Origin of the sequence: Rhizobium sp. B21/90 (genome assembly GCF_019355815.1) — a bacterium.
Classification (GTDB): Bacteria; Pseudomonadota; Alphaproteobacteria; order Rhizobiales; family Rhizobiaceae; genus Rhizobium; species Rhizobium rhododendri.
In genome coordinates, this window is the sequence record NZ_CP072163.1 from 1136384 (window position 1) to 1154326 (window position 17943).

The 17943-nt window shown below is 61.3% G+C and carries 16 protein-coding genes; 10 read left to right on the forward strand and 6 right to left on the reverse strand.

Annotation, left to right across the window (positions count from 1 at the left end; genetic code table 11):
* The first annotated feature begins 40 nt into the window (after positions 1 to 40).
* Genes J5278_RS23310 through J5278_RS23330 form a run of 5 tightly spaced genes read left to right on the forward strand, consistent with a single transcriptional unit; the run spans position 41 to position 7476 of the window.
* Positions 41 to 1423, forward strand: coding sequence for an amidohydrolase family protein (locus J5278_RS23310; protein WP_219258516.1), 1383 nt, complete (start codon positions 41 to 43; stop codon positions 1421 to 1423).
* An 8-nt stretch (positions 1424 to 1431) separates the two neighbouring features.
* Positions 1432 to 2301 (forward strand): aromatic ring-hydroxylating dioxygenase subunit alpha, encoded by an 870-nt coding sequence (locus J5278_RS23315; RefSeq protein ID WP_219258517.1) that lies wholly within the window; start codon positions 1432 to 1434, stop codon positions 2299 to 2301.
* 2 nt (positions 2302 to 2303) lie between these two features.
* Positions 2304 to 5450: a molybdopterin cofactor-binding domain-containing protein gene (locus J5278_RS23320; protein WP_219258518.1), complete on the forward strand. Its 3147-nt coding sequence runs from the start codon at positions 2304 to 2306 to the stop codon at positions 5448 to 5450.
* Positions 5447 to 5965, forward strand: a complete 519-nt coding sequence (locus tag J5278_RS23325; protein ID WP_219258520.1) for a (2Fe-2S)-binding protein — start codon at positions 5447 to 5449, stop codon at positions 5963 to 5965. The genes J5278_RS23320 and J5278_RS23325 overlap by 4 nt, the downstream gene beginning before the upstream one ends.
* Complete coding sequence (locus J5278_RS23330; protein WP_209207206.1) at positions 5962 to 7476, forward strand: aldehyde dehydrogenase; 1515 nt, start codon at positions 5962 to 5964, stop codon at positions 7474 to 7476. Before J5278_RS23325 ends, J5278_RS23330 begins: the two co-directional genes overlap by 4 nt.
* Before the next feature lie 50 nt (positions 7477 to 7526).
* Here the strand turns inward: J5278_RS23330 and J5278_RS23335 are convergent, their stop codons facing one another.
* The 3 genes from J5278_RS23335 to J5278_RS23345 are packed head-to-tail and all read right to left on the reverse strand — an operon-like array spanning position 7527 to position 10148.
* Complete coding sequence (locus J5278_RS23335; RefSeq protein WP_209207207.1) at positions 7527 to 8546, reverse strand: ABC transporter substrate-binding protein; 1020 nt, start codon at positions 8544 to 8546, stop codon at positions 7527 to 7529.
* A 19-nt stretch (positions 8547 to 8565) separates the two neighbouring features.
* Positions 8566 to 9354: an ABC transporter ATP-binding protein gene (locus tag J5278_RS23340; RefSeq protein ID WP_219258522.1), complete on the reverse strand. Its 789-nt coding sequence runs from the start codon at positions 9352 to 9354 to the stop codon at positions 8566 to 8568.
* Complete coding sequence (locus tag J5278_RS23345) at positions 9351 to 10148, reverse strand: ABC transporter permease (protein ID WP_143123279.1); 798 nt, start codon at positions 10146 to 10148, stop codon at positions 9351 to 9353. The genes J5278_RS23340 and J5278_RS23345 overlap by 4 nt, the downstream gene beginning before the upstream one ends.
* 409 nt (positions 10149 to 10557) lie before the next feature.
* On the opposite strand from J5278_RS23345, the gene J5278_RS23350 reads away from it, so the two are divergent.
* The 3 genes from J5278_RS23350 to J5278_RS23360 all read left to right on the forward strand — a co-directional run bounded on the left by J5278_RS23350 (position 10558) and on the right by J5278_RS23360 (position 12872).
* A complete protein-coding gene (locus J5278_RS23350) occupies positions 10558 to 11331 on the forward strand; it encodes an amino acid ABC transporter substrate-binding protein (protein ID WP_142831395.1) in 774 nt (257 codons plus the stop codon).
* Positions 11332 to 11433: 102 nt separating this feature from the next.
* On the forward strand, positions 11434 to 12114 hold the full coding sequence (locus J5278_RS23355) for an amino acid ABC transporter permease (protein WP_111221433.1): 681 nt from the start codon (positions 11434 to 11436) through the stop codon (positions 12112 to 12114).
* Entirely contained in the window at positions 12111 to 12872 is a 762-nt protein-coding gene (locus J5278_RS23360; RefSeq protein WP_142831396.1) for an amino acid ABC transporter ATP-binding protein, read from the forward strand. The genes J5278_RS23355 and J5278_RS23360 overlap by 4 nt, the downstream gene beginning before the upstream one ends.
* Before the next feature lie 19 nt (positions 12873 to 12891).
* Here the strand turns inward: J5278_RS23360 and J5278_RS23365 are convergent, their stop codons facing one another.
* The 3 genes from J5278_RS23365 to J5278_RS23375 form a co-directional block, all read right to left on the reverse strand.
* Entirely contained in the window at positions 12892 to 13791 is a 900-nt protein-coding gene (locus tag J5278_RS23365; protein ID WP_142831397.1) for a bestrophin family protein, read from the reverse strand.
* Between the two features lie 153 nt (positions 13792 to 13944).
* Positions 13945 to 14349: a type II toxin-antitoxin system VapC family toxin gene (locus J5278_RS23370; RefSeq protein ID WP_142831398.1), complete on the reverse strand. Its 405-nt coding sequence runs from the start codon at positions 14347 to 14349 to the stop codon at positions 13945 to 13947.
* The gene (locus J5278_RS23375) at positions 14349 to 14594 is read right to left on the reverse strand and encodes a type II toxin-antitoxin system VapB family antitoxin (RefSeq protein ID WP_142831399.1); all 246 of its coding nucleotides are present in this window, start codon (positions 14592 to 14594) and stop codon (positions 14349 to 14351) included. Before J5278_RS23375 ends, J5278_RS23370 begins: the two co-directional genes overlap by 1 nt.
* A gap of 198 nt (positions 14595 to 14792) precedes the next feature.
* Between J5278_RS23375 and J5278_RS23380 the strand changes: the two genes are divergently transcribed.
* On the forward strand, positions 14793 to 15512 hold the full coding sequence (locus J5278_RS23380) for a tellurite resistance TerB family protein (RefSeq protein ID WP_209207209.1): 720 nt from the start codon (positions 14793 to 14795) through the stop codon (positions 15510 to 15512).
* A gap of 277 nt (positions 15513 to 15789) precedes the next feature.
* On the forward strand, positions 15790 to 17874 hold the full coding sequence (locus tag J5278_RS23385; RefSeq protein ID WP_142831401.1) for a carboxy terminal-processing peptidase: 2085 nt from the start codon (positions 15790 to 15792) through the stop codon (positions 17872 to 17874).
* Positions 17875 to 17943 lie beyond the last annotated feature (69 nt).

The following is a 17943-nucleotide window of genomic DNA, read 5'->3' on the forward strand; positions in this document are numbered from 1 at the left end:
GCCCTCGGCGCGGGACCGGATAAACGAAATTGGAACCATCATGGCAAGTGCAAGACAGATCATCGCCGGCGACCATCTCCTGACCATGGATCCGGCAAATCGCGTCGTGACGGGTGGTGCCGTGCTGATCGACGGCGGACGCATCGAGGCGGTGGCGCCGCTTGCCGAACTCGTGGCCGAACATCCGGAGGTGTCCGTCAGAAAGATCGAGAATTCCGTCCTGATGCCCGGGCTCATCAATGCCCACGCCCATTCCGGTTTCCTGCGCGGCACAGCGGAGCACCTGCCCGTCTGGGACTGGCTGACCCTGCATATCAACCCGATGCACCGCATGCTGCAGCCGCACGAGGCGGAGGCGGCGTCTTGGCTCTGTTACGCGGAATCTGTCGTCGGCGGCACGACGACTGTCGTCGACATGTGGCGATACATGGACGGCAGCGCAAAGGCTGCGGCCGCCATCGGCAACCGGCTGGTGGCCGTGCCCTATGTTGGCGAGCACCCGGAATATAATTATTTCGACACGCTCGACATGAACGAGGCGATGATCGAGACCTGGCATCGCAAGGCGGATGGCCGCATCAACGTCTGGGTCGGGCTTGAACACCTCTTTTATGCCGACGAGGCAGGCCAGCAACGCGCCATCGCCCTTGCCCAAAAATATGACACCGGCTTTCACACCCATTGCAGCGAAGCAGAGATCGAGCTGGCGGAGTTCGCCAAGCGCTATGGCAAGCGGCCGATGTTTGCGCTCGAAGAGCTCGGTTTCTTCGAAGCACCGCGCACCATGATCGCCCACGGGGTCTGGCTCGATTCGGCAGAGATCGAGCTCATCTCGAGGTACAAGGTCTCCATCGCCCATAACCCGGTGAGCAACATGAAGCTTGCAAGCGGCATCGCCCTCGTTGGCGAGATGCTGGCAGCCGGCGTACCGGTGGGGATCGGCACGGATGGCGAGAAGGAAAACAACAACTTCGACATGTTCGAGGAAATGAAGGTCGCCTCCCTGCTCGGCAAGCTGAAGGATCTCGATGCGGCCGCGATGGATAGCTGGGACGTCCTGCGCATGGCGACGATATCAGGTGCACGCGCCATCGGGCTCGATCACGAGATCGGCTCGCTGGAAGCGGGCAAGCGGGCGGATCTGATCGCCGTGCGCACCGATACGCCGCGCATGACGCCGGTTTTCGGCGAAGGCCCCTATTTCAACCTCCAGCACAACCTCGTCCACGCCGTTCGCGGCGGCGATGTCAGCATGACGATGGTCGACGGGAAGATCCTAGTCGAGGACGGCATGCTGAAGACCGGCGACATGAAGGCAATCATCGCCGAGATCCACCGCATCGCACCGCCGCATTTTGCTCGCCGTGCGGCATGGCTGGCAGAGAACGCCGGCGGCACGGCGCAGTGGACGAAGGCTGAATAGGAGCCTCCATGGCAAAGACATCCGACAGGGCTGCACTGGACGAATGGTACGCTGTCGAGACCGCAGCGGACGTCACCGGAGTGCCCGTGCGGACACGGTTGCTCGGACAGGACATCGAGATCGTGCGCCAGCAAGGCGGGCGGATTGTCATTTGCGAAGTGCATTCCGGCGTGGCGTCTGGCGCACCCTTGCCTGCGCAGGAGAAATACGGTTGCGTCTGGACGACGCTCGGCCATCCGAACAGGGACATCTTCACCATCTCGCAAGCCTCGGAGACCGATCGCCGGTTTGTACCCTGCGGCTGGGTGAGGATGCGGGCATCAGGCCTTCGCGTCGTCGAAAATTTCCTCGACATGGCACATTTCCCGTTCGTTCACACGGACATCCTCGGCTCGGAGCCGCACACCGAAGTGCCGGGCTATCTGAGTGAGGTCCGCCGCGATGTCGACGAGGTCTGGGCGACCAACTGTACCTTCTTCCAGCCGCGCATTGCTGCCACCGAGAGCGAAGGCGCCTTCGTACAACTGACCTACCGCGTGCCCACGCCTTTCTGCGTCATGCTCTATCGCGTCTGCCCGACAGCGCCGGATCGGCTCGACGCCATTGCGCTGTTCATCCAGCCGATGGAAGAGGGTCTCTGTCGGGCACAGCCCGTCATGTATCTGGTCGACAACGCCTCGACGCATACCTCGCTGCTACACTTCGAGCAGATCATTTTCCTGCAGGACCGCATCGTCGTCGAGAACCAGCGGCCGCTTCTGTTGCCACTGGAACCGCGCCAGGAAATCCCGACCCGCGCAGACAGCTCCTCCGTCGCCTACCGCCGCTGGCTAAAGGAAAAGGGTATCCGTTTCGGCACAACGATGGAGGCCGGCTGACGATGACCCGCGCCGCCTTCACCGTGCTCCATCCGTCGTCCGTCGGGAATGCCCTCGGCATGATGCGGGATATCGAGGATGCGCGTCTCGTCGCCGGCGGAACGGCGCTGCAACTCGAGTGGGCAAAAGGTGCGGCGAAACCGGTAAGACTGATCGATCTCGGGGGCATAGGCGGGATGACCGGTATCTCGCTCGACGACAAGATCATCCGCATCGGAGCCCTTACGCCGCTGTCGGCGCTCTTGAGGGATCCGCTGGTTGCCGAGCGATTGGCGATGCTCGCGGTATCGGCAGCATCGGTGGCGGGCCCCGCAGTGCGCAATATCGGCACAATCGGTGGCAATATCGCCGGCCGCAGTGGCTGCCTGCTGCCGGCCCTGCTAGCGCTTGATGCTTGCCTGGAAATCGCCCGCACAGGCGGCACCGGGCGCGAAAGCCTCCGCCATTGGCTATCGCAGCCCGCCACTCCGCATGAAGTAATCAAGGCCGTCATCCTTCCCAAGACGTTCCCTGTCTTTCGCTGGACCACGCGAAAAATCGGATTGCGCGCCGCCTTCACTCCGAGTGTCATCGGCATTTCCGGCCTCATCGGACTAACGGATGGCAGGATCGAAACCGTGCGGCTTGCTGTCGGCGGTGGCATCGTGGCAGCGACACGCCTGGTTGCAACAGAGGCGAGCCTCGGGGGTCTCGCTTGGGCCGATGTCGACTGGGACGCGCTGCACGCCCGGTTGATAGACGAAATATCTGCTTCCGATGATATGTTTCGATCTGGCCGCTACCGCCGCCACGTCGCTGCCAATGCCTTGGTCCATGGCCTGGCCGGGCTGCCCGAATTGCCCGCACGATCCCGCAGATGCCGGCTGGAAGCGCCGCCGCTCGCAGCAGAAATTCGGCTGAGCCGGAGGGACCAGCCGCAGCGCTGGCACACGCGCCCGGACGTGGAGGCCAAGATCGCTGGCCAGCTGGCCTACCTTACCGACCGAAGAATGTCCGGCATGCTGGTCGGGCGGATCTTGCGCGCTGGCGTCGGCCACGCCCGGATCGTCTCGATCGACACGCGCGATGCGCAGGCTCTGCCGGGGGTTGCTGCAGTCGTCACCCATCGCGACATCAATGGTGTCAACGCCTTCGGTATCGTCGTGCAGGATCAACCGGCACTATGTTTCGACAAGGTGCGGTACAAGGGCGATGCGGTCGCGGCTGTCGCCGCCGTCGACGAAAGGACGGCACAGGCAGCGCTTGATCTCATCAAGGTCGAATATGCCGCACTTCCACTCGTCACCGATCCGCTGCAGGCTCTAGCCGATGATGCGGCCGCCGTGCACGAGGGCGGCAATCTCCAGCGAAGCTTGCATTTTTCACGCGGCAACGTGGTGCAAGGCTTTGCCACTGCGGCCCACATCGTCGAGCGCGTCTATACGACGCCACGGCAGATGCATGGATTCATGGAAACAGAAGGCGGCTATGCGCAGGTGGAGGCGGGCGGCGTTCTGTCGATCTTCGCCGGCGGCCAGCACGGTGCCCGCGACCGGCAGCAACTTGCGCGAATTCTGGGGCGGCCGGAGGAGACGATCCGCGTCGTCACCAGCCCGACGGGCGGCGCGTTCGGTGGCAAGGACGAACTGACGGTGCAGCCGGCACTGGCGCTTCTTGCCGAGAAAACAGGGAAGCCGGTTCGCATCCAGCTGTCGCGCGCAGAATCGGTCGTTGCCGGCATCAAGCGCAATCCGATGACGATCCGCATGCGCACCGCCTGTGATGCCGATGGCCGGCTGCTCGCCCAGGAGGTCGATGTCCTCTCCGACGCCGGTGCCTACGCATCGCTCGGTCCCGGCGTTCTTGAGACCGCGCTCGAACATGTGGCCGGACCCTACATCTTAGAGAACGTCGAGACCCGGGGTCGCCTTGCCTATACGAACAATGGTGTTTGCGGCGCATTCCGAGGTTTTGGCGCCAACCAGATGACCTATGCGATCGAGTGTCAGATGGATCTGCTGGCAGACCTCTGCGGCCTGACGCCGGTCGAGATTCGTCGCCGCAATCTGCGCCAGCCCGGCGCGCCCGGCTATCTCGGGCAGATTGTGTCTACCTCAGAGCGGTTGTCCGAGATGCTGGATGCCGCTGCCGCAAGTTCTCTGTGGCAGGAGGCGGACGGGACAGGGCCCGAGGAGATCGTTGGGGTCGGCATGGCGTTGAACTATCAGGGCAATGGTCTCGGCTCGCTGGTTCCCGACCCGGCCGGCGGCAGGCTTGCTCTCTCCAAAGACGGCTTTATCGAAGCGGCCTATGGCCTCGATGAAATGGGGCAGGGCCTGCTGACATCGATCAAGGCAGCCGTTGCCGACCGGCTTGGCTGCGGGCGTGACGATGTCCTGCCGGTGACGGGGGATACCCACCTTGCGCCCGATTCCGGCTCGACCACGGCATCGCGCGGCGGCTATGTCGTCTGGCAGGTGGCCAAGTCCGCCGGCGCGCTGCTGGCGCCACAGTTGCTCGAGGCCGCCGGACTAAAAATCGGACGTCCGGCAATGAGTTTGCGGCTTGCACCCGGTGGCTTTGCCGACGCCGGCAGCAACAGCGGGGACCTTCTCCTCACCTACCGCGAGCTGGCCCGCTCGCTGGGGCCGGACGCGCTGCCCAGCGCGACGGTCGCCTTCGACTTTCCGAAGACGGACTATGAGGCAGGCAACGCCCGCTACATCTTCGCCTTCGGGGCATGTCTGGTGCGGGTTGCCGTCAACCGCGTGACCGGCAGCGTGCGCGTCATGGACATCAGGCAGCACACGGCGGCAGGCCCGGTCATCGACGTCGCCGCCTATCTCGGTCAGATGGAGGGTGGCGCCATCCAGGGGCTCGGGTTTACGCTGACGGAAGACGCCATGATGCACGACGCCACCAACATGAACGGCAATTTTGACAGCTACATGATGCCCGGCATCAGGGACAGTGCTTCAGCAATGTCGGTCTATGCCCTGGAAGATCTGGACGCGGGCGACGAGCTTGGGCCGCGCGGGGCCGGCGAACTCGGCATCGGCGCCATCGCGCCGGCGATTGCCAATGCCGTTGCCGGTGCCATCGGCCACCGGCCGCTCAGCCTGCCGCTTTCCCCGGAGGCAATCCTCGATGCGATGGCGGGGCGGGCATGAGCACCGTGGCGACGACGCACGTCAACTTCCGCCTCAACGGCGAAACGGTCGCCCTTGAAGTGCTGCCGGATATGCGGCTGGCCGAACTGTTGCGCGACGAACTCGGTCTCACCGCCACCAAGATCGCCTGCGGCATCGGCCGATGTGGCGCCTGCACCGTTTTGATGAACGGCCTTGCCGTCAATGGTTGCTTGGTCATGGCATGGCAGTTGCCGGATGCAGACATCGTCACGCCGGAGGGGATCGATGCCTTCGAGATCGCGCGGGTCGTGAAGGCAGCGCTGGCCGAAGAAAACGCCTTCCAGTGCGGCTACTGCGCGCCCGGCTTCCTGATGGCCCTGACGGCGCTGTTCATCGACCTGCCGGCCGCTGGCGAAGCGGAGATTCTTTCTGCGCTCGAAGGCAATATTTGCCGCTGCACCGGCTATCATTCGATCATTCGCGGTGCGCTCAACGCATCGGCGCGGCTTGAAGCTGCTCAATTGGCCTGCGGGCCGGGAGATCCACACCCATGACCATCCCAATCCGCATCTTCGAGCCCGCCAGCGAAGGCGCGCGACGCTTTCTGGCACAAACAGACAAGAAACTGCTGATCGATGGCGCGTGGGTCGCGGCCGCCTCCGGCGCCACGTTCACGACGTTCGACCCAGCCACCGGCAAGTCTCTCGCCGAACTGGCGGCGGCAGGAGCAGCGGATATCGATGCCGCCGTCTCGTCGGCACGGCAAGCATTCGAGGGAGATGCCTGGCGCGGCATGACGCCTTCGGCGCGGGGCAAATTGCTGTGGCGCATCGCCGATCTCATCGATGCCCATGTCGATGAACTTGCCGAACTCGAGACTCTCGACCAGGGAAAATCTCTCAAGACCGGACGCTTCGGCGAGATCCCCGCCTCGGCCGAGCAGTTTCGCTATTACGCCGGCTTTACCACCAAGATCCTCGGCACGACGATCCCGACCTCCATCGGCTACCAGCCGCCGGGCAAGAAGATATTCGCCTACACGACGCGCGAGCCGATCGGGGTCGTCGCTGCCATCACGCCGTGGAACTCGCCGATGCTAATGGCAGCCATGAAGCTGGCGCCGGCGCTGGCGGCTGGCTGCACGGTCGTGTTGAAGCCAGCCGAGGAGACGTCGCTGACGACACTGCGGCTTGCAGAACTGATGCTCGAGGCCGGGCTTCCGCGCGGTGTCGTCAATATCGTCACCGGGATGGGCGAGACCGTCGGTGCGGCCTTGACCGCCCATCCCGGGGTCGACAAGGTCGCCTTTACGGGCTCGACCGAGGTGGGCAAGCTGATCGTCGGCGCTGCACGCGGCAACCTCAAGAAGCTGACGCTGGAGCTCGGCGGCAAGTCGCCGGCCATTGTCATGCCGGATGCCGACATGATGCTTGCCATCCCCGGCATCGCGCGCGGCATCTTTGCCAATGGCGGCCAGGTCTGCGTCGCCGGGTCGCGTGTCTATGCCCATCGGTCGATCTATCAGCGGCTGGTCGAAGGACTGGCGCAAGAGGCGGCCAAGCTGCGGCTCGGCCATGGGCTCGATCCGGATGTGGACCTCGGCCCCCTCGTCGATCGCCGGCAGGCCGATCATGTCGCGCGCTACGTGGCAGAGGGCGCCAAAGAAGGCGCCGAGATCGTCACAGGTGGCGCGCAGGACGGGGAGCTAAAGACCTTCTATCGGCCAACAGTCATGACCGGCGTCCGTCAGGACATGCGAATGATGCGGGAGGAGATCTTCGGCCCCGTGGTGGCTGTCACACCGTTCGATGATGCCGACGAGGCCATTTTGTTTGCCAATGATTCGCCCTATGGGCTTGCGGCCAGCGTCTGGACACAGGACCTTAGTTCTGCCCATCGGCTTTCCGCCCGTATTCGTTCAGGCACCGTCTGGATCAACTGCCATTCGTATTTCTCACCCGAATTGCCGAAGGGCGGCCACAAGCAATCCGGCTGGGGATATGAAAACGGAGCGCCGGGCCTCGAGAACTATCTCGAAACCAAGACGGTCTGCGCCGTGGTCTGAGCGCGCGTCAGCCGGAGTGTCGGGCGTCTCTCCGGCCGGCGACGCGGTGCTCACTTCTTCGGAAGATAATCGTTGGTGACGAAGGTCGAAAAGTCCGGCGCCGAGGTCAGGACCTTGCCGTCGCCATCGACGAGGATCTTGGCCTTCACCAGATATTGGCCAAAAGCATCGATCTTGACGAGATCCATATTGCCGATGACACCATCGGCGCTGCGCAGGTAATGGCCGGACACCAGTGCCTTCATCGACTGCGCCACAAGGGCGTGGTTGGTGAGCGTGTCCGGATTGGCGGCGATCAGGATGTCCCCGGCTTCCTCGGGATGATCTGCGGCAAAGGCGTATCCTTTCTGAACGGCGGCAAGAAACCCCTTGGCGGTGTCGCCATTGGCCTTCAGGTAGCCGTCGCTGGAGACGATGAAGGTGGTGTACTCGTCAGGCACGCCATAATCGCTGTAGGTGAATTCCTTGAGCTTGGCACCGCGCAGTTCGGCCTCGACGCCTTCCCAGGTGGCCACTTCCAGGGTAAAGTCGACGGAACCGTTGGCGAGCGCCTCATAGGCCGATGTGCCCAGCGTCACCGTCTTGATATCGCCCTTGCCACCATCATGCTTGATGATGTCGGTGATCAGCGCATTTTCCCAGGCACTGCCGAAACCGCCATAGGTGAGGCCGTCGAGATTTTTCGGCGACTGGATGTCGGTGCGCTTGGCATCGACGATCAGCCGACCGGTTTCCTTCTGGACGACAGCATAGACCCCCTTGAGGTCGGCTCCGGCGGCCCTCTGCGAATAGAAGCCGATGCCCGCAATGCCGAAATCCGCAACGTGGTTGCTGACCAGCGTGCCAGCCGCCGTATCGGTGTAGGGCAGGATCTTGACGTCGAGCCCGGCATCCCGGAAGTAGCCTTTTTGCTCGGCCACGAACAACCCGACATGGTTGGTGTTCGGCGTCCAGTCCAGCGCGATATTGACGGTTTTCAGATCTGCCGCCGCAACGGGGCCAATCGAGGCGAGGGCGGTGAAAACGGACAGCGCAAGCCCGAAGGCGCTGCGGCGAGGGAACGAGGGCATGGGAACTCCTGCTGTGATATTAAGAGATGGATTTGGGTGGCAAAAAGGGCGCATTTTCCGGACCGATCAGCGCCTCCAGCAGCGCTGCCTCGATACGGGAGGCAACGGGGGAGGCGAGGTCCGCCAAGGTCCTCGGACGCGGCAGCGGCACCTCGATTTCGGCAAGCACCCGGGCGGGTCGGGCCGAGAGGACGTAGATCCGGTCAGAGAGGAAAATCGCCTCCCTGATGTCATGGGTGATCAGCAGCGCGGTCCACCGGTTCTGGTCCCACATCTGCTCGAGACAACGCTGCATGGAAATCCGCGTGAGCGCGTCGAGCGCGCCGAAGGGTTCGTCGAGCAGTAGCATCTTTCGTTGCTGGACGACGGTGCGAAGCAGCGCCACGCGCTGTCGCATGCCGCCGGATAACTGGTTGGGGTAATGCCGCTCGAATCCCGCAAGCCCGAAGGTTTCCAGCAGAGGCTCGACCTGCGCACGGGCCATCCTTTTCGATAGTCCCTGCACCTCCAGTCCGAGCGTCGCGTTGTCGATGATCCGGCGCCACGGCATCAGGGCATCGCGCTGCGGCATGAAGGCGAACGTGTCGCTCGCCTGGTCCAACGGCGCGCCGTCGAAGACGATTTGGCCGGCATCGGCGACAATGGCCCCGGTCAGCACCTGGAACAGCGTGGATTTGCCGGCGCCGGAGGGCCCGAGCATCGACACGAATTCGCCGAGCCCGACATGCAGCGTCACGTCTGCGAGCACGTCGAGCGGACCGAAAGATTTGCGGATGCCGGCAAGCGACAGGCGGGCCGGTTGGCTCATGGCTGGCGATCCTTGCGATCCGTATTCCAGGGTGTGGCGAGACGCTCTGCGCCAACCGCCAATGCGAAAAGCAATAGTGTCAGGCAGGAACTGACAGTCACCGCCGCCAGCACCAGGTCCGGCCGAAAATTGTTCTTCGCCGATAGCATGTAGATGCCGAGCCCTTTTGCCGCGCCGGCATATTCCGCAAAGATGGCGCCGACGACGGCATAGGTGATGGAAATTCGTAACCCGGTAAAGAAGTAGGGAATGGCCGACGGCAGGCGCGCCAAAACGAAGACCCGCCATCGGGAGGCACCCATGGACGACAGCAGCCATTCCATTTCGCGGTCGGTGGACTCATACCCCTGAACGAGGGCCACCATCATCGGGAAAAACGTCACGAGCGCCACCAGCAGTATTTTCGGCAGCAGCCCGAAACCGAACCACAGCACCACCAGCGGCGCAATGGCGACCAGCGGCAACGTCTGGCTGACGATGAAGACCGGGACCAGCGCGCGGCGCGCCGGCTGGAAGAAATCGACCACGACAGACATCAGGAATGCCACGGTCAGCGAGAAGCCAAAGCCGGTAAACGTGGCCGCAACGGTCGGGATGGCATTTTCGAGAAGCACCTGCCAGTTGACGACGATCTGCTCGAACACCCGCGACGGCGCAGGCAGGGTCGTCGCCCGGATGCCGGAATAGCGGGCGTAGAGTTCCCAGGCGACGAGCAGACCCGTCATTAACGCCAAGGCCGGCCAGCTTCTTGTGAAGGCGCGAATGACCGGCAGCAGCGCAGGCAGGTTGTTCATCGATCTTATCTACGGGTGACACACTGGATTGAAATCGGGTCGAGGCTTGCAGCCCCGCCTTGGATCTTGATAGCGCCTTTGCATGACACGCTTAAAGCATTAGATCGCAAACATATGAACGTAAACAGGAATTTCGAAGTGTCGCGGACGGTTTCTAAGACAACGATGCGCCTTGCCGGAAATGCCAACGGGCTGCAGGGCGTCGCCCCCAATGATGCGCCCGGAAACACCCACGCTCTTGGCCCCTGGAGGGTGATGCGGGCTCTTGGAGACAGATCATCACTGAATGACGCGGAATTGAGAAAATTATTTGCAATTGCTCATTTCCTTCGCAGTTTCCTGTGCATATTTGAGAGACAGTTTCTGCGATCTTTCGCACTCGAACATCAACACCGGGATCGGTACCGACATGACACTGCTGAAATCCATCGCCGCCATCGCACTCGTTCAGGCCGCATTGCTGTTGCCGGCCCATGCTGGCGAAAACCTCGCTGCCATCAAATCCGCCGGTGTCTTCAAGGTCGGGACCGAAGGCACCTACGCGCCTTTCACCTTTCATGATGCCAGCGGCAAGCTCGCCGGCTTCGATGTCGAGATTGCCGAGGCGATCGCCGCCAAGCTGGGTGTCAAAGCCGAATTCGTCGAAGGCAAGTGGGATGGGCTGATCGCCGGCCTCGATGCCAAGCGCTATGACAGCGTCATCAACGAAGTCGGCATCACCGATGCTCGCAAGCAGAAATATGATTTCTCGGACCCATACATCGCATCGAAAGCCGCACTCATCGTCCGTGACAACGACGACAGCATCAAGGGCTTTGCCGATCTGAAGGGAAAGAAGGCAGCGCAGTCTTTGACGAGCAATTATGGCAAGCTGGCCGAGCAATCCGGTGCCGAGCTCGTTGGCACGGATGGCTTCGACCAGTCTATCCAGCTGGTCCTCACCCGCCGCGCCGATGCGACGATCAATGACAGCCTGTCCTTCCTCGATTTCAAGAAGCACAAGCCGGACGCGCCTGTGAAGGTCGTCGCAGAGGAGGCCGACGCCAACTATTCGGGCGTCATCATCCGCAAGCAGGAGCCCGAGTTGCTGGCTGCCATCAACAAGGCGTTGGCCGAGATCAAGGCCGACGGTACCTACAAGACGATCTCCGAAAAATATTTTGGCCAGGACGTCTCCAAGTAACGGAAGGCGAAAGCCGTTTCCAAATCCTGAAAACCACGATAGTGAACGAACGGGCGCTCAGTGATCTTTCGCTGGGCGCATCGCTTTTTAAGGGAGATACCCTTGCCGCACTGGCTTCAATTGATGGCGGATTCGCTCGCGCCTCTGCTCTGGGCAGGGCTAATCTTTACGATACCGCTGACCCTGATGTCCTTTGCCTTTGGGCTTATTCTCGGACTTGTCACGGCAATAGCGCGCCTGTTCGGCCCGGCTCCTGTGGCAGCGATCGCCCGCTTCTACGTCTGGATCATCCGTGGGACGCCACTATTGGTGCAGCTCTTCGTGATCTTCTACGGCCTGCCGAGCGTCGGGATCCTGCTCGATGCGTTTCCGGCAGCCCTGATCGGCTTCACGCTGAACATCGGCGCTTACAGCTCCGAGATCATCCGTGCCGTCATTTCATCGGTTCCGAAGGGACAGTGGGAGGCGGCCTATTCGATCGGCATGAGCTGGCGCCAGGCGATGATCCGGACGATCCTGCCCCAGGCTGCCCGCGTCGCGGTCCCGCCCTTGTCGAATACCTTCATCTCGTTGGTGAAAGACACGTCGCTCGCCGCAGCGATCACGGTGCCGGAACTGTTCCAGGCCGCACAGCGTGTCGTCGCCACCACCTACGAGCCGCTCATTCTCTATATCGAGGCTGCCCTGATCTACCTTGCACTGAGCTCGGTCTTGTCGACGCTGCAAGTGCGACTGGAGCGACGCTTCGCCCGGTATGGTGGCATGATGGAGGCCAACGCATGATCGAGCTTACAAACATCGAAAAGCGTTTCGGCGACATAGTCGTCCTCAAGGATATCAACATCACCATCCCGGAAGGCAGCGTGACTGCGCTTGTCGGCCCTTCCGGGGGCGGCAAGAGCACGCTGCTGCGGTGCATCAACCTGCTGGAAATCCCGACCTCCGGCGCGATCCGCCTCGGCGGGGAGACGCTGACCTTCGCACCGGGCAAAAAAACCAGCTGGCAGGCGATCCAGAAAATCCGCCGGCAGACCGGCATGGTCTTCCAGAATTTCCAGCTCTTTCCGCATCAGACCGCCATTGAAAACGTCATGGAAAGCCTGGTCACCGTGCTGAAATGGCCGCGTGACAAAGCGCGTGCCAGCGCTATGGATCTTCTGAAGAAGGTCGGTATGGAGCACAAGGCAGATGCGTGGCCCGCGACCCTGTCCGGCGGCCAGCAGCAGCGCATAGCAATCGCCCGTGCGCTCGCTCCGTCGCCCCGCGTCCTGCTTTGCGACGAACCGACATCGGCGCTCGATCCTGAACTTGCCGCCGAGGTTGTCGATGTCTTAAGCAAGCTTGCGTCTGAGGGGACGACCATGGTGATGGCGACGCACGACCTCCGGCTGGCGTCGAAGATCGCCAACAACGTGGTGTTTCTGGAGGCAGGCAGCGTCGTCGAGACCGGCGATGCAAGGCTCCTGTTCACTGCGCCACAGCGCGAGCGCACCAGGCAGTTCATCTCGACCATCAACGCCGCCAACACCTACGATATTTGAGGCGCGGCCGTCTGGCGGTCTACCAGAGGACATTTTCGACTGGTCGGATCGGCTTCGTGGCATTGCCTCCGCCGACCAGTTGCTCGAGGTCGATCTGTATTGTCCGGCAAAGCGAGGTCAGGGGCACGTCGTGGGCACGATTTTCGAACGGATCCTGCAGATCGGAGCCGATGCGATCCATGGCCAGCAGCATGAAACCGACGATGGTCGATGCAAGCGGTGTATAGATCGTTAGGCTATCGACAAGACCGATTGGCAGCAGAATGCAGAAAATGTGAACGAACAGCGTCGGGTAGTAGCCATATTCACGCGGCAGAGGCGTATTCTTGATCCGCTCCATTCCGCCCTGGGCATTGCTCATGTCGACAAGGACGCTTTCGATCTGGATACTGCGCATCGAATCGATCCAGCCTTGCTGGCGTGCGTCGGCCAGTAGCGCGGCAGTCTCGTTGAGGATTGCGTTCGGCACATTTGTCACCCCCTTCAACGACTCGAGTTCGTTGTCGCAGAGGAAGGCTCGGATCTCGTCCTCGTTCGGCTGCCGACGCAGATGACAGCGCAGGGCGTTCACGTAGGCGATCTGGCGTCGAACGAGGTCGTGGCGCAGATCGAAGCTTTCGCCGTTTTTGTCGATCAGGTGGAACACCTCTCGCCCATAGGAGCGCGACGCGTTCACCATCGCCCCCCAAAGCGTCCGCGCCTCCCACCAACGATTATAGGCGTTGTTGTTCCGGAAACCCAGAAACAGGGCCAGTGCCGATCCGAGCAGGCTCATCGGCAGCGCTGGCAGATCCAGCCAAGGGTGGGGAAGATAGACATAGGCCAGAGTGATGGCGATATCCCAGAGGAAGAGCAGGGCAAGAGGCCAGCCGATATAGCCGAGCATCCGGTGTAGACGAGCTGACTGGGGCAAAACCATGCAGCGGTTCCCGTTGTGAAAATCGAAGCGACGTCAAATCAGATAGTGTGCGTTGCAGCATTTTGCGAATGACACACGGCTGCTTTTTGACTGCAGCCAGCGCGCGATTTGCCGCCGAGCTGCTCGCGCGCGTGTCATAGGCGCGCGGAGGCGTCAGGGAATTGTCTGGAGATCGGTTTGACGAAACTCGTCATGCGTCGCGAGCATCGGCACTTGGTAATATTTGGCGCATGCATAATGGAGGCAATCGCCAAGGTTTAGTCTGTTGCGACCGCTACCGTATTTGTCGGCCGCCATCAGTGATAGGGTCGTGGCGCTCTTGCCGGGCGGCAGGTCGTATAATTCGATGCCGCGCGCCTCCAGGAATTCCATCAAGAATGGCTCGATGTCAGCAATCGACCGGTCGAACTTATCGGGCCTTGCCAAGGCCATTGCTGCTTCGAGGACAGCGACGGCGGATGTGATCCGCGTCTTTGCGGACAAAAGGGCATCTGCAACACGCTTGGCTTCAGGTTCGTCAGATGCAAGAGCAATGATGGCGCACGCGTCAACGTACATTATTTCCCGTCCCACATCTCGTCAAAAACCGACCTGGGAAGAGGCTCCTTGCCCCGGGCGGACAAAACGAGGCCGTGCTTGGCGCGCAGCCGCGCAGCCGTTTCCGTTGCGCTCTCCAGATTAAGACGTCGCTCCAGCGCCTCCTTCATGGCGATGACGATAGCATCGGTTATGCTCACACCGGCGACGCTTGCAAACTTGCGGGTCAGAGCATCGGCCTGCGGGTTGTTGACGTTGATGGCCATCGGTATCTCCTTGTAGATCCTCACACCAGAAGATATACATCTTTATACATCTTTCTATCTACATACAATGAGGCCACCTCGCCTCACGACCGCTGATAGGGCCATCACCCTCCCATCCGGGTCCTTTCCGATCTGGCGAAATTTGTATTCGTGCGGGCTGCTCCTATCTATCAATCATCATCAAGGAGGCAGTTGACTATGTTCGATGCGAAGAAACTTCTCGACCAGTTCCTGACGTCGCAGGTTCCCGGGCTCGGAGGGACAGTGCGGGACCGGGCGGGAGATGCGATCGGCAAAGCCCGGGAAAACCCGTTGGCAACAAGCGCGATCCTCGGCGTGTTGCTTGGCACCAAGACCGGGCGCAGCATCGCTGGAAATACGCTTGCCGTCGGCGGCCTTGCCGCCATCGCAGGGCTTGGCTACCAGGCCTACAAGAATTACCAGTCGGGCTCCGCGCCGGTGACATCGCCGCAGGTTTCTTCGCAGGGACAACAGCCTGTGCTGCCGCCGCCGGATAATTCCCCCTTCGCACCGTCTTCGCCTGCCAACAGCAACGAGTTCGTGCTGGTGCTTATCCGCGCCATGATTGCCGCTGCCAAGGCCGACGGCCATGTCGACGATGCCGAACGGGCGCTGATCATGGACAAGATTGCAGCGGCCGACGTGACGGGTGAGGCTGCGAATTTCATTCAGCGAGAATTGACCGTGCCAACGGACCTCGACGCCCTGATCGCAGCGGCCGTCAGTGAGGAACAGAAGGTCGAACTCTACACAGCCTCGAGGCTGACGATCGAGCCGGATACTCGCTCAGAGCGAGGCTATCTGGATCTTCTCGCAGGACGCCTCGGCCTTGCCGATGGTCTCGTCGATCATATCGAGGCAATGGTGGTGCAGACGAAGAACGCTGCCCCACAATAACAATCGCGCAAAATTGGCATTCACGCTTTGGTGACGGCGGCAGCCACTGGCTGCCGCTTTCATGCCGGAATTCCCGTTATAAATTCGCTGAAATGCGCACAAGGCCGCGCTCGAGTGGCATCTTTAGCCGAATTCCAGGCCCGCCTTCAGAAGATAGGGGTAACGACGTTTGAGAAACGCCATACGCTTTGCTCATCCCCTTGGTTGCCAAAAGTCTAAAATTGTTCCACCAACGCTAAGCATCGAGACTCGGCATTACGAATTGGATCAAAGCTGAATGCGTAGACTTTCTGGTTTCCTCGGCATCTTTCTGGCGCTTTCATCTTCGGCTTATGCTCTGGAAATGGGACCGCTGCCCGTATTGGCGCCGCTACCGCAACAGGGACAGGCTGCACATCTCAGCGCCCAGTTTCTCACCCGCTTCAGCTACAAGCCGGTTCCGCTCGACGATGCGTTGTCGGTGAAGATAATGGACAGGTTCATCAAGTCGCTGGATCCGGACAGGATGCTGTTCCTGCAGGCCGATATCGACAAGTTCAAGGCTCAGGACACCAAGCTGGACGATGCCGTCAACAAGGAAGACCTGCAGATTCCGTTCTCGATGTTCAATCTCTATGAGCAGCGTGTCGTCGACCGTATGAATTATGCGCGCGACTTGCTGAAGACGAGTTTCGATTTCAGCAAGGACGAGAGCTATTCCTTCCTGCGCGAAGATGCGCCTTGGCCGAAGTCGGAAGCCGAGATCGACGATCTCTGGCGCAAGCGCGTCAAAGGTGACTGGCTCCGCCTCAAACTTGCAGGCAAGGACGACGCAGCCATTCGCGATACGCTCGACAAGCGCTATGAAAATTCGCTGGAGCGGGCCTACAAATACAAGAGCGAAGACGTGTTCCAATCGTTCATGGATGCCTACACCACATCCATAGACCCGCACACGGACTATTTCGGCGCCACCGCTTCGGCTGAATTCGATATCTCGATGAAGCTGTCGCTGGTCGGCATCGGCGCAGTGCTGCAAGAACGCGACGATTACACCACGATCCGCGAGCTTGTTCCCGGCGGCCCGGCGCAGGTGTCGGGCAAGCTTGCCGTCGGCGATCGTATTATCGGCGTTGGCCAGGGCGCCGATGGTCCGGTGAAGGAAGTGGTCGGCACTCGCCTCGACGAGATCGTCCAGATGATCCGCGGCGCCAAGGACTCCATTGTTCGCCTCGATATCTTGCCAGCGGAAGCAGGTGCCGATGGCGCCCATCACATCGTCAGCCTGACGCGCGACAAGATCAGCCTCGAAAAGCAGGCCGCCAAGAAAACGCTGCTCTCCATCAAGGACGGCGATGCGACGCGCAAGATTGGCGTGATTACCCTGCCGGCCTTCTACGAAGACTTCGACGCTCGCCGCAAGGGCGACAAGGATTACCGTAGCGCCAGCCGTGATGTGGCCAAGCTCATCGACGAATTGAAACAGGACAAGGCAGACGGCGTTCTTATCGACCTGCGCAACAATGGCGGCGGGTCGCTGGCCGAAGCGATTGATCTCACCGGTCTGTTTACGGGCAAGGGTCCCGTCGTCCAGCAGCGCGATGCTGGCGGCAAGGTTGCCATTGAGGGCGACGACCGCTCGCCTGCTGCCTGGACAGGTCCGGTCGGCGTGCTCATCAACCGCGGTTCCGCATCCGCCTCGGAGATTTTCGCGGCCGCAATCCAGGACTACAGCCGCGGCGTGATCATCGGTGAACCCAGCTTCGGCAAGGGTACCGTGCAGACAGTGGTCAATCTCGATCAGGTCGCGCACAACGCCAAACCGAAATTCGGCGAACTGAAAATGACGATAGCGCAGTTCTTCCGCATCAATGGGGGCACTACCCAGTTGCGCGGCGTGACGCCGGACATCGGGCTGCCGAGCCTGTCGGACCCGAAGACCTTCGGCGAGGCCAGCTACGACAATGCTCTTCCATGGACGCAGATCAAGCCGGCCAACTACAAGCCGGAAGGCGATGTGGCGGCAAAGATACCTCAGCTGCAGAGCCGCCACGACGCACGCGTTGCCAACGATCCGGATTTCAAGCGTCTGGTCGAAGACATCGCCGAGTTGAAGGCGCAGCGCGAGAAGGGCATCGTTTCTCTCAACGAGGCAGAGCGTCGCAAGGAACTGGCAGCTCAGGCGACCCGTGACAAATCACGCGAGAAGATAAACGATGGCGTCGACCCCGGGGAAGACGATGGCCTGCAGGCAAACGAACGCAGCCTGAGTGCCGATATCGCCATCGAAACCGCCCGCAAGAACGCCAAGGATGTCCTCTTGAACGAGGCGGCATCCATCATGGCCGACGACGCCGGCATAAAGGCGGCGAACTCGAAGTAAAACGAAAAGGCCGCCGGCAAACGACACTGCCGGTGGCCCGAAACTGTCAGAGACGACAGGACGGCAAAA

Coding starts and splice junctions, on each gene's coding strand:
- J5278_RS23370 (WP_142831398.1), bottom strand. CDS start 14,349: ATGTACGTTGACGCGTGCGCCATCATTGCTCTTGCATCTGACGAACCT.
- J5278_RS23345 (WP_143123279.1), bottom strand. CDS start 10,148: ATGAACAACCTGCCTGCGCTGCTGCCGGTCATTCGCGCCTTCACAAGA.
- J5278_RS23365 (WP_142831397.1), bottom strand. CDS start 13,791: ATGGTTTTGCCCCAGTCAGCTCGTCTACACCGGATGCTCGGCTATATC.
- J5278_RS23350 (WP_142831395.1), top strand. CDS start 10,558: ATGACACTGCTGAAATCCATCGCCGCCATCGCACTCGTTCAGGCCGCA.
- J5278_RS23340 (WP_219258522.1), bottom strand. CDS start 9,354: ATGAGCCAACCGGCCCGCCTGTCGCTTGCCGGCATCCGCAAATCTTTC.
- J5278_RS23310 (WP_219258516.1), top strand. CDS start 41: ATGGCAAGTGCAAGACAGATCATCGCCGGCGACCATCTCCTGACCATG.
- J5278_RS23335 (WP_209207207.1), bottom strand. CDS start 8,546: ATGCCCTCGTTCCCTCGCCGCAGCGCCTTCGGGCTTGCGCTGTCCGTT.
- J5278_RS23325 (WP_219258520.1), top strand. CDS start 5,447: ATGAGCACCGTGGCGACGACGCACGTCAACTTCCGCCTCAACGGCGAA.
- J5278_RS23320 (WP_219258518.1), top strand. CDS start 2,304: ATGACCCGCGCCGCCTTCACCGTGCTCCATCCGTCGTCCGTCGGGAAT.
- J5278_RS23315 (WP_219258517.1), top strand. CDS start 1,432: ATGGCAAAGACATCCGACAGGGCTGCACTGGACGAATGGTACGCTGTC.
- J5278_RS23330 (WP_209207206.1), top strand. CDS start 5,962: ATGACCATCCCAATCCGCATCTTCGAGCCCGCCAGCGAAGGCGCGCGA.
- J5278_RS23360 (WP_142831396.1), top strand. CDS start 12,111: ATGATCGAGCTTACAAACATCGAAAAGCGTTTCGGCGACATAGTCGTC.
- J5278_RS23380 (WP_209207209.1), top strand. CDS start 14,793: ATGTTCGATGCGAAGAAACTTCTCGACCAGTTCCTGACGTCGCAGGTT.
- J5278_RS23385 (WP_142831401.1), top strand. CDS start 15,790: ATGCGTAGACTTTCTGGTTTCCTCGGCATCTTTCTGGCGCTTTCATCT.
- J5278_RS23375 (WP_142831399.1), bottom strand. CDS start 14,594: ATGGCCATCAACGTCAACAACCCGCAGGCCGATGCTCTGACCCGCAAG.